At 46.3% G+C, this 13336-nt stretch carries 15 protein-coding genes; 7 read left to right on the plus strand and 8 right to left on the minus strand.

The window, feature by feature from the left end; translation table 11 throughout:
* Positions 1-3 precede the first annotated feature (3 nt).
* Genes LEP1GSC061_RS07130 through eno form a run of 4 tightly spaced genes read right to left on the minus strand, consistent with a single transcriptional unit; the run spans position 4 to position 2749 of the window.
* Positions 4-360, minus strand: coding sequence for a hypothetical protein (locus LEP1GSC061_RS07130; protein ID WP_016544479.1), 357 nt, complete (start codon positions 358-360; stop codon positions 4-6).
* An 8-nt stretch (positions 361-368) separates the two neighbouring features.
* On the minus strand, positions 369-974 hold the full coding sequence (locus tag LEP1GSC061_RS07135; RefSeq protein ID WP_016544344.1) for a ClpP family protease: 606 nt from the start codon (positions 972-974) through the stop codon (positions 369-371).
* 8 nt (positions 975-982) lie between these two features.
* Positions 983-1444 carry an FtsB family cell division protein gene (locus tag LEP1GSC061_RS07140; protein WP_016544185.1) on the minus strand — a complete coding sequence of 154 codons (462 nt, stop codon included), beginning with the start codon at positions 1442-1444 and terminating at the stop codon, positions 983-985.
* 6 nt (positions 1445-1450) lie between these two features.
* On the minus strand, positions 1451-2749 hold the full coding sequence (eno, locus tag LEP1GSC061_RS07145; protein ID WP_016544644.1) for a phosphopyruvate hydratase: 1299 nt from the start codon (positions 2747-2749) through the stop codon (positions 1451-1453).
* 128 nt (positions 2750-2877) lie between these two features.
* Here eno and LEP1GSC061_RS07150 point away from each other — a divergent pair, with 128 nt between their 5' ends.
* The 6 genes from LEP1GSC061_RS07150 to LEP1GSC061_RS07175 all read left to right on the plus strand — a co-directional run bounded on the left by LEP1GSC061_RS07150 (position 2878) and on the right by LEP1GSC061_RS07175 (position 8564).
* Positions 2878-3564, plus strand: a complete 687-nt coding sequence (locus LEP1GSC061_RS07150) for a DUF6989 domain-containing protein (RefSeq protein ID WP_016544585.1) — start codon at positions 2878-2880, stop codon at positions 3562-3564.
* A gap of 12 nt (positions 3565-3576) precedes the next feature.
* Positions 3577-4572, plus strand: a complete 996-nt coding sequence (locus tag LEP1GSC061_RS07155) for a UDP-3-O-acyl-N-acetylglucosamine deacetylase (RefSeq protein ID WP_016544696.1) — start codon at positions 3577-3579, stop codon at positions 4570-4572.
* A gap of 123 nt (positions 4573-4695) precedes the next feature.
* Positions 4696-5073: a TIGR04452 family lipoprotein gene (locus tag LEP1GSC061_RS07160; RefSeq protein ID WP_016544872.1), complete on the plus strand. Its 378-nt coding sequence runs from the start codon at positions 4696-4698 to the stop codon at positions 5071-5073.
* A gap of 101 nt (positions 5074-5174) precedes the next feature.
* On the plus strand, positions 5175-6980 hold the full coding sequence (gene lepA / locus LEP1GSC061_RS07165; RefSeq protein WP_016544960.1) for a translation elongation factor 4: 1806 nt from the start codon (positions 5175-5177) through the stop codon (positions 6978-6980).
* 6 nt (positions 6981-6986) lie between these two features.
* Positions 6987-7937 carry a hypothetical protein gene (locus LEP1GSC061_RS07170; protein WP_040508244.1) on the plus strand — a complete coding sequence of 317 codons (951 nt, stop codon included), beginning with the start codon at positions 6987-6989 and terminating at the stop codon, positions 7935-7937.
* A 78-nt stretch (positions 7938-8015) separates the two neighbouring features.
* Complete coding sequence (locus LEP1GSC061_RS07175; RefSeq protein WP_016544709.1) at positions 8016-8564, plus strand: hypothetical protein; 549 nt, start codon at positions 8016-8018, stop codon at positions 8562-8564.
* Here the strand turns inward: LEP1GSC061_RS07175 and LEP1GSC061_RS07180 are convergent.
* Positions 8551-8964 (minus strand): membrane protein insertion efficiency factor YidD, encoded by a 414-nt coding sequence (locus LEP1GSC061_RS07180; RefSeq protein WP_016544859.1) that lies wholly within the window; start codon positions 8962-8964, stop codon positions 8551-8553. The two genes, LEP1GSC061_RS07175 and LEP1GSC061_RS07180, sit on opposite strands and share 14 nt — an antisense overlap.
* Before the next feature lie 56 nt (positions 8965-9020).
* Here LEP1GSC061_RS07180 and LEP1GSC061_RS07185 point away from each other — a divergent pair, with 56 nt between their 5' ends.
* The gene (locus LEP1GSC061_RS07185) at positions 9021-9815 is read left to right on the plus strand and encodes a hypothetical protein (RefSeq protein WP_156844507.1); all 795 of its coding nucleotides are present in this window, start codon (positions 9021-9023) and stop codon (positions 9813-9815) included.
* A 59-nt stretch (positions 9816-9874) separates the two neighbouring features.
* On the opposite strand, the gene LEP1GSC061_RS07190 is transcribed toward LEP1GSC061_RS07185, so the two are convergent.
* The 3 genes from LEP1GSC061_RS07190 to LEP1GSC061_RS07200 are packed head-to-tail and all read right to left on the minus strand — an operon-like array spanning position 9875 to position 13226.
* Positions 9875-10606: a succinate dehydrogenase/fumarate reductase iron-sulfur subunit gene (locus LEP1GSC061_RS07190; protein ID WP_016544511.1), complete on the minus strand. Its 732-nt coding sequence runs from the start codon at positions 10604-10606 to the stop codon at positions 9875-9877.
* A complete protein-coding gene (locus tag LEP1GSC061_RS07195; RefSeq protein WP_016544396.1) occupies positions 10606-12522 on the minus strand; it encodes a fumarate reductase/succinate dehydrogenase flavoprotein subunit in 1917 nt (638 codons plus the stop codon). The genes LEP1GSC061_RS07190 and LEP1GSC061_RS07195 overlap by 1 nt, the downstream gene beginning before the upstream one ends.
* Before the next feature lie 2 nt (positions 12523-12524).
* Positions 12525-13226: a succinate dehydrogenase cytochrome b subunit gene (locus LEP1GSC061_RS07200; RefSeq protein ID WP_016544294.1), complete on the minus strand. Its 702-nt coding sequence runs from the start codon at positions 13224-13226 to the stop codon at positions 12525-12527.
* Between the last annotated feature and the right edge of the window lie 110 nt (positions 13227-13336).

The following is a 13336-nucleotide window of genomic DNA, read 5'->3' on the forward strand; positions in this document are numbered from 1 at the left end:
TTATTATATTCCGTTTTCTTGAAAGAATTCTTTCCAGTCTTCTTTCTGTTCTCCCGCGAGAAGGGAACGCTTATCCAGGAATTTACGGAACTTCTTCAGGAATTCCTTTCCCTTTTTTACGATATGAGCGTCGTCGGGATGCATATCTTGGAGGTAGAAATTCAGAAATTCGTCCAGTTCGAAGGATCCGAGATGGTGGATCAAAATCTCTTCGGATTTACCCTCTTCCGGATTCTCGAAGAGTAGGGCCGAAAATTCCAGTAATAGGGTGGCCATTTCTGAATCGGATCGATTCGCTCCTTCCTGTTGAGTATCCAGAAAGGAGCGGATGGCTTCTTCTATCGTGGGAACGCCGGACAACGTTGAACCTAATTTCCGGTTTTAGGGAAATCGATCTTAGTGGCGAGTATATCCACTATTCCGTATTTGATCGCTTCGTCCGCGTCCATATAATAGTCGCGGTCCGTATCTTCTTCCAACTTTGCGACCGGATGCCCGCAGGCGTCCGCGAGAATTTGGTTGAGTCTTGCCCGAGTCTTTAGGATCTCTTCGGCTTGGATTTTCAGGTCGGTAGCGGGGGCAACGATTTGGCCTCCGATACTCGGTTGGTGGATCATGACTTTACCGTTAGGCCAAATAGAGCGTTTGCCTTTGACTCCGGCTGCGAGAAGCACGGAACCCATGGACGCAGCGAGTCCCATACATACCGTATGAACTGGAGAAGAGATCATCTTCATGGTATCGTAAATAGTCAAACCGGAGGTAACGACTCCGCCCGGACTATTGATATAAAAAGTGATTTCCTTTCCGGGATCGGACATCTCCAGGTAGAGTAGTTTGCCCACGATGTCTTTGGCGGACTCGTCGGTAACGGCGCCCCAGAGGAAAATTTTCCGATGGTCTATGAATTTTTTTGAAATTTTGCTACCAGCTAGTTCTTCTATAACTTCGCTGATCTTTTCTGGTTCGGACATTCTAGCTCCTAAGCACTTCGTTGTTCCAGTTTCTTCCTCCGTAATTTCCTGAAAACTCCAATAAATACGAAAGCTACAAAGGAAATGTAAAAAAAGCGAAGCAACTGGATAGGCGGAACGGGAAGATTCCGATCCGCTCTTAAAGCTATTAGACGAGAGGCGAGGACGGGACGGTTCTCAACTCTGGGTTCCGGTTCCCGAAATTTTATGATTTGTGCGCTTTCGGAGAGAAGATAATATTTACGGGCCTCCTTTTCCAAGGCGACCTTATCGTCCCTTAGGAGTTTTTGGCGTTCTTCCAACTGACGATTCTCGTATTCCAATCTTTCCACATCCAAACGAAGACTGGAAAGATTGGTTTCCAGGGTGGATCTTACGACCAGACCGGATTCTCCCAAAACCGTGAAGTAAAACATCCCGGATAGGAAAACCAGAAGAAAGAATAGCCTGTTCGCAAGACCTATGCCCATAGAAGTTTAGAGATTATAGAACGTATTTCTCCCTTTGTAAATCGCGGAAGATCCTAGTTCTTCTTCGATTCTCAATAGTTCGTTGTATTTAGCGATACGATCCGTTCTAGAGAGGGATCCGGTTTTGATCTGACCGGCGTTGGTTCCCACGGCTATATGAGAGATCGTAACGTCTTCCGTTTCTCCCGATCTATGGCTGATCACGTTGGTGTACTTCGCTTTCTTTGCCATATCGATGGAGGCGAGGGTTTCGGATAAGCTTCCGATCTGGTTTACCTTGATCAGAATGGAATTTCCCACACCGGACGCGATTCCCTGGGAGAGCTTTTCAATATTCGTTACGAATAAATCGTCTCCCACCAACTGGATCTTCTTACCGAGCTTATCGCTTAAGAGTTTCCAGCCGTCCCAGTCGTTCTCGTCCAGTCCGTCCTCAATAGTAATGATCGGATACTTTGAGACAAGATTTGAATAGTATTCTACCAATTCGGCGCTGGTGAACTCCTTATTTCCTTCTCCTCCCAGAACGTATTTTTTCTTGGATTTGTCGAAAAACTCGGAAGAAGCGGCGTCCAGACCCAATAATACGTCTTTTTCGGGTTTATAGCCTGCTTTTTCGATGGCTTGCAGAATCACTTCCAAGCCTTCTACGTTGCTTGCCAGGTCGGGTGCGAATCCGCCTTCGTCTCCCACTGCAGTATTCAATTTTTTGGATTTGAGCACGGATTTCAGGCTATGGAAGACTTCCGCTCCCACTCTAAGAGCCTCTCGGAAGCTATGTACTCCCACGGGAAGAATCATGAATTCCTGGAAGTCCACGTTATTGTCGGCGTGAGCTCCTCCGTTGATGATGTTCATCATGGGAACAGGCAATTCTTTCGCGAAATTTCCGCCTATATAACGATAAAGGGGGAGTCCGGTATGAGAGGCGGAAGCCTTGGCGACTGCGAGAGAAGTACCTAAGATCGCATTTGCGCCTAATTTGGATTTGTTTTTCGTTCCGTCTTTTTCCAGCATTAAAGCATCGATGCGGTTTTGGTCCAATGCGTCCTCTCCGATCAGAAGATCTTTGATTTTGACGTTCACATGCTCGACGGCTTTCAGGACCCCTTTACCCAAGTAGCGGGATTTGTCTCCGTCTCTGAGTTCTACCGCTTCGTATTCTCCCGTAGAGGCTCCGGAGGGAACGGCTGCGCGACCGAAAGACCCGTCTTCCAATTTTACATCCACTTCTACCGTGGGATTTCCGCGGGAATCCATGATTTCACGCGCTCGGATCGCCGAGATTTTAGAGGATTTGGACATATTGTTTCCTATGATTCCTAGCTCTTTTAGAATTTTCCTGAAATCCTTTTGTCACGGGGAAATAAATCAAGCGGGAAAAGCCCGAAAAAAGGATTGCGAATCGTAGCTTCCTGAATAGAAATCCCCCAATGAAAACCACCGAGAAGCATGCTCTTTTCTTTCACGGCGCCTTCGCCTTACTATGTATCATAGTTCTTCTCTTACCGATTCCCACTCCCAGCGGTTGGAGAATGTTCTTTCTAGTTTTAGTATATAATCTTTCTCTTCCGATCGTGGCTCAGATATGGAAGCACGATAGATGGATGGATATTTTTCTGTTCGTTTTTCCGGTAAGCGTTCTGCAGGTCTTTCCGGATTGGTTTCTTTCTCGGGTCTTAGGGGTCTTAGTTTTTCCGGACGACGGTTTTTTTAAGATCGGCACAGTTTCGGCTTATATGGTCGGGCTATGGACTATCCCGTTATTTCTTACCATATTCTCCGCTACCCGATTCGCAAAAAGATATCCTGAGGCGAACCCTATTTCCAAATATGCGGTGGCGGGTATCGTATCCTTTCTGATTTTCCTTTTCTCCGAGGAGTTTATGAGGCTCATTCCTGTTTGGCATGCACAAAACGTTTCCTTAATCGGGCATGTGGCGGTGTACGTGCTTCTTCCGGAACTATTATTGGGCGTATTTTCCACATTCGCATATTTCCATACCGAACATAAACCTCTTAGAACCAAATTGCTTTGGGCCATTCCCACATTTCTGGTTTATTTAGGAGCTCTTTCCTGGAGTTTTCTTCTGATAGAAGGGGTAAATCGTCCTTTATAATAGGAACATAATATGGACGCCCAGGTTTTTACCGAATCCGAAAGAATCGGGGATTTGATTCGAACGAGAAATCCGGAGTTCAGGGAACTTCCCGATTTCTTTATAGGAAAAGTGGAGGTTCCGGATCAAAATTTCTCCTACACCTTATCATCCGAATTCACTGTAAGCGGAAAAGCGACCTTCGAAAATAAGGATTCTAAGATTCGAGTATCTCCTGCACTCGGAAAACGTTCCAGTTTTACCTTCGGCGATCGTAGATACGAATTGGATCCTTCCTTATGCCATAAAGGAAATCATAATATTCAACTGGGAGAGATAAAGATCATAGAGCATCCTCTCGCATGGCTTTTGGCATTCGGAATCTACGCCGATTTCGAACTTTCGGAATCCAGTTTTCCTACATTCGATGATTGTGATCTTCCTTATATAGAAGGAATGCGGGGCAATTTGCGTAAAGGATCCGAGAGGCCTAAGATATCCGTTTCCAATCCTTTCGCAATGGTCTGGGAAAAGGGATATTGTATTTTGGAACCGGGCGATTCCGATTCTCTTGTCCTGGACCACCAGGTGGCGTATCCTGGAAATACGATAGGCAACTCCAGGATCAGAATGGAATTTCGTCCGGAAACATTTTCCTATTTCGCGGACGCTCGCACTACCGCGTTTAGAACCAAGAAAGACGCGGAAGGTTTTTATCAACTAGGGTTGGCGGGAGGACTGAAGGATTATCCTTTTACTTTGGAGAATGTACTACTTCTGGATGAGGAAAAGATTTATAATCCCAGAAAGAAATATTTCGATCCGGTGACTAATTTCGATTACGAGTTTCTCTGTCACGAAGCCATCGATATCGCTTCCTGGCTGCGATTCGTGGAGGAGGAATACCAGGGTAGGTTTGTGGGAAGAATGACTACTTTTTTATTCGATCATCACAAGCAGATCGATATCGCAAAATTTGCATGCGATCGGGAGAAGATGGAAGAGGCGGGTTTGAAGATCCTCCGTTGATCGATATTCTTCTGATTAAAAAAGTCGGAAAATCTCTGGGAATGGTTTAAAACTTCTTGTAAGCGAGGTGAGGATTCTTTAAGAATCCAAATTGTCAAAATTTTTCTAAAACGAGGTCTTTAGATGAGACTCAAGTTTCTATTAGTTTTAATCCTTGTTTCCGTTTTCGCGAATTGTGCTCTCTTGAACCGTTCGGGGCTTACGGATCGTTACAAAGGCAAGGAAGCTCAGGACATGATCCAAGACGCAGCGACAACTTCCGCGTTGATTTATGCGATTTCTACCGGAGATTATAACGCATCCGTCTATACACAAAATATCCTGCTACCGACGATTCTTGCCGGAATCAAACCTAGCGAATATTACGTGAAGGCGGATATAGATTCCTGCGTGAGCGAGATCAAACTCTTCGGAGTTTTAGGATTGTCTCCTACTTATTCGTCCATTTTCGGTCAATGCTCCAATTTGCAGCCGGAAGGCACGATTTACGGAGACTATTGATCTACTGTTTCCTTTTCCGGATTTAACCCGGACTTTCGATCTGGATCCCCCTCGTAAAAGACTTTTCAGGGGGGGAATCCCCGAGGACCTTGTTTTTAGCAATGTCCGACCGCCAACAATACATACGAAATTTTTCCATTATCGCTCATATCGATCACGGTAAATCCACCCTTGCCGACAGGCTTTTGGAGATAGGCCGGATCACGGACGATCGGACTAAAAAAGACCAGATTCTCGACTCCATGGATATTGAAAGGGAGAGGGGAATCACCATCAAGGCCAATAACGCTACCTTTAATTACCAGGCGGCGGACGGCAAAACCTATACCATGAACCTCATCGACACTCCCGGTCACGTGGATTTTACCTACGAGGTATCTCGTTCTCTCAAAGCATGCGAGGGAGTACTTCTGATCGTGGATGCGAGCCAAGGTGTGGAGGCCCAGACTCTGGCCAATCTGTATCTCGCTATGGAACAGGATCTCGCCATCATCCCGGTGATGAACAAGGTGGATCTTCCTGCTGCGGATGTCGAAAAGACTAAGCTACAGATCGAGGATAGCTTGGGATTGGACGCGGAGAATGCGGTGGCGATTTCCGCAAAGACCGGTCTGAATGTGCAGGCGGTCTTGGAAGAGATCACAAAACAGATCCCTCCGCCTAAAGGAGATCCGAAGGGTCCGCTCAAGGCTTTGATATACGATTCGTATTTCGATCCGTATATGGGGGTCGTGATCAAGATCCGAGTTTTCGACGGAACCGTAAAGAAAGGCGATCGCATTCTTCTAATGAGTAGCCAAAAGGACTTCACGGTAAACGAAGTCGGGATCAAGGGAATCACTTTGACTCCTACCGATATCCTCTCCGCGGGGGAAGTGGGTTATATCATCGCAGGGATCAAAAAGGTCTCCGACGCGAGAACCGGCGATACGGTTACTCTCTATTCCAATCAGGCCGCAGAGGCGGTGCCGGGATACAAAGATGCAAAGCCGATGGTCTTCGCGGGCCTCTTTCCTATCATGGGAGAACAGTTCGAGGAACTCGTGGATGCGATAGAGAAGATGAAGCTGAACGACGCGGCCTTGGTCTACGAAAAAGAAAGTTCCGCGGCTTTAGGATTCGGCTTCCGGGTAGGATATCTGGGGCTATTGCATATGGAGATCGTTCAGGAGCGTCTCGAAAGAGAATTCAACCTGGATCTCATTACTACCGCTCCTTCCGTTAAGTATACGATTCGAACGAAGAAGGGAGAAGTATTCGATATAGACAATCCTTCCAAATTTCCGGATCCGATTCTCATAGAAGCTACGGAAGAACCTTATGTGAAAGCGTCCATCATCACTCCTAACGAATACGTCGGAAATATCATGACCTTGGCCATCGAAAAGAGAGGGATGCAATTGGATACCGTGTATCTTTCCCAGGACAAGGTTCAGTTGACCTATGAGATTCCTCTCGCCGAGCTAATATTCGAATTTTATGATAAGTTAAAATCCCTTACCAGAGGATACGCCTCCTTGGATTACGAGCCTTCCGGTTATAAGGCTTCCCGACTCGTAAAAATGGACATTCTGGTGAACGGAGAGCCTGTGGACGCATTATCCATGATCGTCCACACATCGAAGGCGGAGCAAAGAGGAAGGGAGATCATAGAAAAATTAAAGGAGATCATTCCTCGCCACCAATTCATGATTCCTCTTCAGGCGGCAGTAGGAGGAAAAATTCTCGCCAGAGAAAGTATTTCCGCACTCAGGAAGAATGTGACCGCGAAATGCTACGGTGGGGATATTACCCGTAAGAAAAAACTCTTAGAGAAGCAGAAAGAAGGAAAGAAACGTATGAAGCAAATCGGAAACGTGGAAATTCCTCAGGAAGCTTTCTTGGCCGTTCTCAAAACGGGAGATTAAATGCCTATGGATCCGAACGCAATTTTCGCGATTCGGACTCCGATCCAATTCCTCTTTCGCTCCAAAAACGTCGAAGTCTATGTAAAGAGAGACGATCGGATCTTCTATTCTCAGGGCACAAAAATCAGAAAATTGCTCGGGATCTACCATGCGATCCTCCCGTTTTGGAAAAACGGCAAAATCCGAAAAGTAAGGATCGTCGGAAATCTGCATTCAAACGCGGTTTTATCCGGGGTTCTTTTCTTTCGGTATCTAGGAATTCCCGTCCGAAGCCTGGTCTATTCTAGAAACCCGATCTTAGTCACTCCTGCTTCTCAAATCGCTAAAAGATTTTCCGAAATTAGTATCTTTCCCACGAGGGAAGTCTGGAAAGAATCTATAAATACCGGGGAAGTTTCAGAAAGAATAGGGGGCTCCGCCGCCGGTCTGGAGTTCCTTCCTAAAACCGGAGAACTGATATTGCCGGAATATTTTTTTTCCTCTGAGGCTCTTCAAGGACTCAATTCTCTTTGGGAAGAAATTCCGGAAAAGGAATTTGATAGAGTCATAATCGATATCGGCTCCGGCCTGACCTGGATTTCCGCAAAGGATTGGGGAAGAACGGAAGTTTCCGGAATTTGCATCGGACTATCTCGGGAAAAAATGATTCCTTGGTTTCGGGAAAATATCCCCCGACTGGATAGGACATTCTTATCCCATTTGGGAGATGGCATGGAGGATCCGAGGGATCTTAAGGGGACCGCTTACGGTTTCGGCTCCAAAGATAGTACATGGATTTTCAAGAGTTTGGAATATTATAAAAGGACCGGGATCTATTTGGAGCCGATTTACGCCGCCAAATCCTTAGCGGCTATGGAAGAACGGATCGAAAAGGGGGAATGGGGAGGTAAAATCCTCTACATACACCAGGGAGGAAGTTTGATGGGAAGTCCGACCGGGATCTATTCGATCGAATAAATCGACTCTCAGGGAAATCTACGTTGACTGAAATCGATTTCCATAAAGTATCTCAAATAAATCAATTACGGATCTATTATGAAAAAAACGTTGTTCGCCCTTATACTTATTTTGATGCAATGTACTACTACGGTTCGCGTAAATACGGATCCGCAGGGATTGGATATCTATTATTTCGGCCAGAGAATGGGTAAGACTCCTCTGGAAATGGAGATGAACGACGGCGTTTTCGAAAGCCGGATCTTTGAAATCAAAAAGGACAGAAAGGTCTTGAGAATCGTACCGGTTGCGACGGAGATTAAGATTCCCGCATTGATCGGAGGTATCTGTTTCCTATTTCCTTTTCTTTGGGTAGTCGGACCTAAATCCTACCAACATTACACCATTGATGAGGCGTTCGATAAGACGACTCTCCGGGAAGATTCCGCTCTGGTGATGGTCCACCTTCCTAAGGGGATGGAAATGATCGTGGGGACCCGGGTTTTAAAGAGCGAAGACTTCGCGTACATTTCCGGACAGAGGGAGAATGTGAAACTTTGCGACTCGGAAAAGTGCAACGATCTGGGGAATCACGATTTTAAAAACGGCCAAGGCTATTTCTACCAATTGGACGCTAATCGTCTTTAAATTCGGATTTAAAAGAGTCTAGATCTCGAGGAGATTGGTCGATCGGTTTGTCCGAGACCAATCTTCCTCTTCCTTTCTCATACATATAACGTTTCAGTCCCCAGGAATCCAAGAATCGATTCTCCACGTATAGGATACGATTGAGGGAAAAGAAAAAGGCGGAGATAAAATCGCTGGATCGGAATTCTTCCTTAACGAACTGTGAACAGGACGGATGCATAGGGCAGGATACATTTTGGAATTTCCTGTCCTTGCTTTGGTGTTTTTCTACCCGATCCAGAACGAGTTTATTCAGAAAGAATGCATCCTCGTTTCTTTCCGATCCCGAAGAAGTTTGGCAGAATGAATAGAATCCGAAACTCAGTGCTATTAACGCTGCTATTTTTAGTCTGCGGATCATTTCCTTTACGTTCCTCTTCCATGCCCGGCTGCGAGCTGGATTTCTTACAGAAGAGTATGCTTCAAAACGCGATCCAATATTACAAGTCCGAAAGATACTTGGAGACTGAAATCGAGCTAAGCCGAATTTTAACGGGTGCGGATTGCAAGGATGTGCGTTTATTTAGAATCTTCTCCTTAATTCGCCAAGGAAGGGAGATCGGATCCTCCCTGACCGAAAAGGATTTCGACGATATTCGTATTCGGATTCTTTACGATTTCTCCAATTTGGTCCAAACACATAAGGATTATAAAGAGCCGAAAAGGAACTCCAATTGTTTCTATCCGGATTGCAGGCTGGAGAAACTGGAGATGACTTTGATTTATTTTATCACTCTCACTGATTTCGCTTCTAAGAACGAATCATCCGGCATTTCCGCTCAGGAAGGAGAGGAAAAGGAAAGGTTGGTCCGATTCCGGGAAGAAGAAGGGAAAAAGGTCGAAGAAAATTCTAAGAACCCCTACGGATCCGCGTTTCTTTCCGCGCTATTGCCGGGAGCGGGTCAGGTTTATAGCGATCAGTTTGCGGAAGGAGTGACTTCGTTTTTCGTAAACTTGGTACTGATATCCGCGAGTTACGCGCTTTATGTGGCGGAGCCAACGGGAGTTTTATTCTACACCGTTTCCGGAATATCCGTGATCACATATATCACGAATATAATCGGAGCTTATGCCGCAGCGAATCGGAATAATAATTATTGGAAAGAAGAAGCTATTCAAACCATCAAAAAGGAATTTATCGGTCTAGGAATCTTGGAGAAGGAAATTCTTTTTCGTCTATATCCGAGGGAGTTCGAGTCCGAAAAGAAATAAAAAACCCTCGGGTTCTTAAGTCCGAGGGTTTATCTAAACATCTCTTCGATCTTAACGGATCAGGAAAGAATGTACTCTTTGTTCAGGACTCGGATGAAATCCGCTTTGATATCCTTAGGACAAGCGGCTTCGCATTCGTATTGGTTGGTGCAATTTCCGAATCCTTCCTTGTCCATAGCGTTTACCATGTTCTTTACACGCTCTTTCTTCTCGACCTGTCCTTGAGGAAGAAGTGCAAGATGGGAAACTTTTGCGGAAACGAATAACATCGCGGAAGCGTTCTTACAAGAAGCGACGCATGCTCCGCAACCGATACAGGTAGCCGCATCCATGGCCACGTCCGCATCCTTTTTAGGAATGGGAAGAGCGTTCGCATCCGGAGCTCCTCCGGTATTGATGCTAACGAAACCTCCGGCTTGGATGATTCTATCGAAACCGCTTCGATCTACGACCAGATCTTTGATAACCGGGAATGCCTTGGCTCTCCAAGGCTCCAAGAAGATCGTATCTCCGTCCTTGAAGCTACGCATATGCAACTGGCAGGTTGTGACTCCCGGAAGAGGACCGTGAGCCTCCCCGTTGATCATGATATTGCAGGAGCCGCAGATACCTTCTCTGCAATCGTGTTCGAAAGCGATCGGATCGTCTCCTTTGGTGATCAGCTCTTCGTTGACCACATCCAACATTTCTAAGAAGGACATATCGGGAGAAACGTCTTTGGCGTCGTAATTTACGATTTTGCCTTTCTCCTGGGAGTTTTTCTGTCTCCAGACTTTTAATTTGAGATCCATTATTTGTAACTCCTAGTGGCGAGTTTAATGTTTTCGAACTCGAGTTTCTCTCTATGCTCCACGGGTTTAGCTCCGACTCCTTTCCATTCCCAAGCGGTTGCATGGCAGAATTTGTCGTCGTTACGCTTCGCTTCTCCGTCGTCCATTTGGTGCTCGGTGCGGAAATGTCCTCCGCAGGATTCTTCCCGAGTGAGAGCATCCAAGCAGAGTAGTTCTCCAAATTCCAAAAAGTCCGCAACTCTTCCCGCTTTTTCCAGGGATTGATTTAACTCAGATCCGGAACCGGGCACGTTTACATTTTGCCAGAATTCTTCGCGGATTTGCGGAATTTTGACTAGGGCTTCTTTTAAGCCCTTCTCGTCTCTCGCCATACCGCAATTGTCCCACATGAGTTTTCCGAGTTCTCTGTGGAAAGAGTCGACGGTTCGTTTTCCTTTGATGGAAAGAAACTTATTGAGTTGGGCGTTTGCGTCCGTTTCCGCCTTCTTGAATTCGGAGTGGTCGATGGAAGGAGTTTTTCCAAATCCTACTTCGGCCAGATAATTTCCGATGGTGTAAGGTAGAACGAAGTAACCGTCTGCTAGGCCTTGCATGAGCGCGGAGGCACCCAATCGGTTGGCTCCATGGTCGGAGAAGTTGGCTTCACCGATCACGAATAGGCCGGGAAGATTGCTCATCAGATTATAATCCACCCAGAGACCGCCCATGGTATAGTGAACGGCAGGGTAGATTCTCATCGGAACCTTGTAAGGATTTTCTCCGGTGATTTGTTCGTACATCTGGAAGAGGTTTCCGTATCTTTCCGCGATCGTATGTTCTCCCAAACGATTGATCGCAGAGGAGAAGTCCAGATATACACCTTGGCCTCCCGGTCCTACTCCGAATCCTGCGTCGCAGACTTCTTTCGCGGAACGAGATGCGATGTCTCGAGGACAAAGGTTTCCATAACTTGGATATTTTCTTTCCAGATAATAATCTCTTTCACTCTCCGGTATATCCGCAGGATTACGAGTGTCTCCCTTCTTCTTAGGAACCCAGATACGACCGTCGTTCCGTAGGGATTCGGACATCAGAGTCAATTTGGATTGGTGGTCTCCGGAAACGGGGATACAAGTAGGGTGAATTTGCGTGTAGCAAGGATTCGCGAAGAATGCGCCTTTTTTATAGGCGCGGAAGGTCGCGGTTACGTTAGATCCTTTTGCGTTCGTGGAAAGATAGAATACGTTTCCATAACCGCCGGAAGCGAGGACCACTGCATCCGCTGCGTGTACGGTTACCTTGCCGGTGACCAGATCCCGAATGACCACTCCTTTTGCGTGACCGTCTACTACGACCAGGTCCAACATCTCGGTTCTAGGATACATTTTCACGTTTCCGAGTCCGATTTGACGGGAAAGGGCGGAGTAGGCTCCGAGTAGAAGCTGCTGTCCGGTCTGGCCTTTCGCGTAGAATGTACGGGAAACTTGGGCTCCACCGAAAGATCGGTTGTCCAAATGTCCGCCGTATTCGCGAGCAAAAGGAACACCTTGCGCCACGCATTGGTCGATGATGTTCGCGGATACTTGGGCCAAGCGATAAACGTTCGCTTCTCTCGCGCGGAAGTCTCCACCTTTAATGGTGTCATAGAACAGACGATAAACCGAGTCTCCGTCGTTTTGGTAGTTCTTTGCGGCGTTGATACCGCCCTGAGCCGCGATGGAGTGAGCTCGTCTAGGGCTATCTTGGAAGCAGAAAGTTTTAACGTTGTAACCCAACTCTGCGAGAGTCGCGGATGCGGAACCTCCGGCGAGTCCGGTTCCGATTACGATTACGGTGTATTTTCTTTTATTGGCGGGGTTTACCAGTTTGATATGGGATTTATAGTCGTCCCATTTCTTTTCCAAGGGACCCGAAGGGATTTTGGAATCTAAACTCATGATTATTGCGCTCCCGAAACTTTTACGAAGTTAAGAAGTACGGCAACAGGCATAGATGTATTGCCGATGAAAATGGTCAGTGCGTATAGGATCGCAAATGCGTTCAATTTGGGAGCCCAGAAGGGAGTATTTAAACCTAAGGTTTGGAATACACTTGCTACTCCGTGTCTCAAGTGGAAGGCCAAAAGAAGCATCGCGAAGATATAGGATGCGGACACGTATATATTCTTAAATCCTAAAACGATCATGGAATATACGTCATGTCTGGACTTATCCCCGATCATTTCCTGGAGAGCGTAATTTTCCGGCTGAATTTTACCGAAGGTGAAATGCAGAAGATGGTAGATTACGAAGGCCAGGATTACGGAGCCCGTAAGTGCCATATAGCGGGAAGAAAGGGTAGCCTGGATCGTGCTTGGTTTTACGTAGCCGACCGGACGAGCCTGTTTGTTTTCAATAGACAATTGGATCGCATAGAACACGTGTAAAACGAAAGCGACCAAAAGAATTCCTCGAGCCAGCCAAAGTAGCCCGCCCAAGCTCTGCAGAAACTCGGCATAAGTATTAATCTTATCCGGTTCCTGGAAGATCTGGAGGTTCCCCAGCATATGTACGAATACAAAGCCGAAGAAAATGATTCCGGTAATCGCAACGATAGTTTTTCTACCGATGGAAGACCTTAGATATCCAGCCTGAAAATCCATTCAAAATCTCCTGTAAGGATCATGGGAAGAAGTCATCGATTTGTTGAAGAAGGGGCCAGGAAAAAGAACAAACGTTCTCCTTAGCTCCTACAAAATAGGATAAAAAAACA

The sequence above is a fragment of the Leptospira wolffii serovar Khorat str. Khorat-H2 genome, from assembly GCF_000306115.2.
In the GTDB taxonomy this organism is placed as follows: domain Bacteria; phylum Spirochaetota; class Leptospiria; order Leptospirales; family Leptospiraceae; genus Leptospira_B; species Leptospira_B wolffii.

What these genes read in the sequence shown, in the direction of transcription:
- LEP1GSC061_RS07135 (WP_016544344.1), bottom strand. Translation starts at nt 974, where the DNA reads ATGTCCGAACCAGAAAAGATCAGCGAAGTTATAGAAGAACTAGCTGGT.
- LEP1GSC061_RS07140 (WP_016544185.1), bottom strand. Translation starts at nt 1,444, where the DNA reads ATGGGCATAGGTCTTGCGAACAGGCTATTCTTTCTTCTGGTTTTCCTA.
- eno (WP_016544644.1), bottom strand. Translation starts at nt 2,749, where the DNA reads ATGTCCAAATCCTCTAAAATCTCGGCGATCCGAGCGCGTGAAATCATG.
- LEP1GSC061_RS07150 (WP_016544585.1), top strand. Translation starts at nt 2,878, where the DNA reads ATGAAAACCACCGAGAAGCATGCTCTTTTCTTTCACGGCGCCTTCGCC.
- LEP1GSC061_RS07155 (WP_016544696.1), top strand. Translation starts at nt 3,577, where the DNA reads ATGGACGCCCAGGTTTTTACCGAATCCGAAAGAATCGGGGATTTGATT.
- LEP1GSC061_RS07160 (WP_016544872.1), top strand. Translation starts at nt 4,696, where the DNA reads ATGAGACTCAAGTTTCTATTAGTTTTAATCCTTGTTTCCGTTTTCGCG.
- lepA (WP_016544960.1), top strand. Translation starts at nt 5,175, where the DNA reads ATGTCCGACCGCCAACAATACATACGAAATTTTTCCATTATCGCTCAT.
- LEP1GSC061_RS07170 (WP_040508244.1), top strand. Translation starts at nt 6,987, where the DNA reads ATGGATCCGAACGCAATTTTCGCGATTCGGACTCCGATCCAATTCCTC.
- LEP1GSC061_RS07175 (WP_016544709.1), top strand. Translation starts at nt 8,016, where the DNA reads ATGAAAAAAACGTTGTTCGCCCTTATACTTATTTTGATGCAATGTACT.
- LEP1GSC061_RS07180 (WP_016544859.1), bottom strand. Translation starts at nt 8,964, where the DNA reads ATGATCCGCAGACTAAAAATAGCAGCGTTAATAGCACTGAGTTTCGGA.
- LEP1GSC061_RS07185 (WP_156844507.1), top strand. Translation starts at nt 9,021, where the DNA reads ATGCTTCAAAACGCGATCCAATATTACAAGTCCGAAAGATACTTGGAG.
- LEP1GSC061_RS07190 (WP_016544511.1), bottom strand. Translation starts at nt 10,606, where the DNA reads ATGGATCTCAAATTAAAAGTCTGGAGACAGAAAAACTCCCAGGAGAAA.
- LEP1GSC061_RS07195 (WP_016544396.1), bottom strand. Translation starts at nt 12,522, where the DNA reads ATGAGTTTAGATTCCAAAATCCCTTCGGGTCCCTTGGAAAAGAAATGG.
- LEP1GSC061_RS07200 (WP_016544294.1), bottom strand. Translation starts at nt 13,226, where the DNA reads ATGGATTTTCAGGCTGGATATCTAAGGTCTTCCATCGGTAGAAAAACT.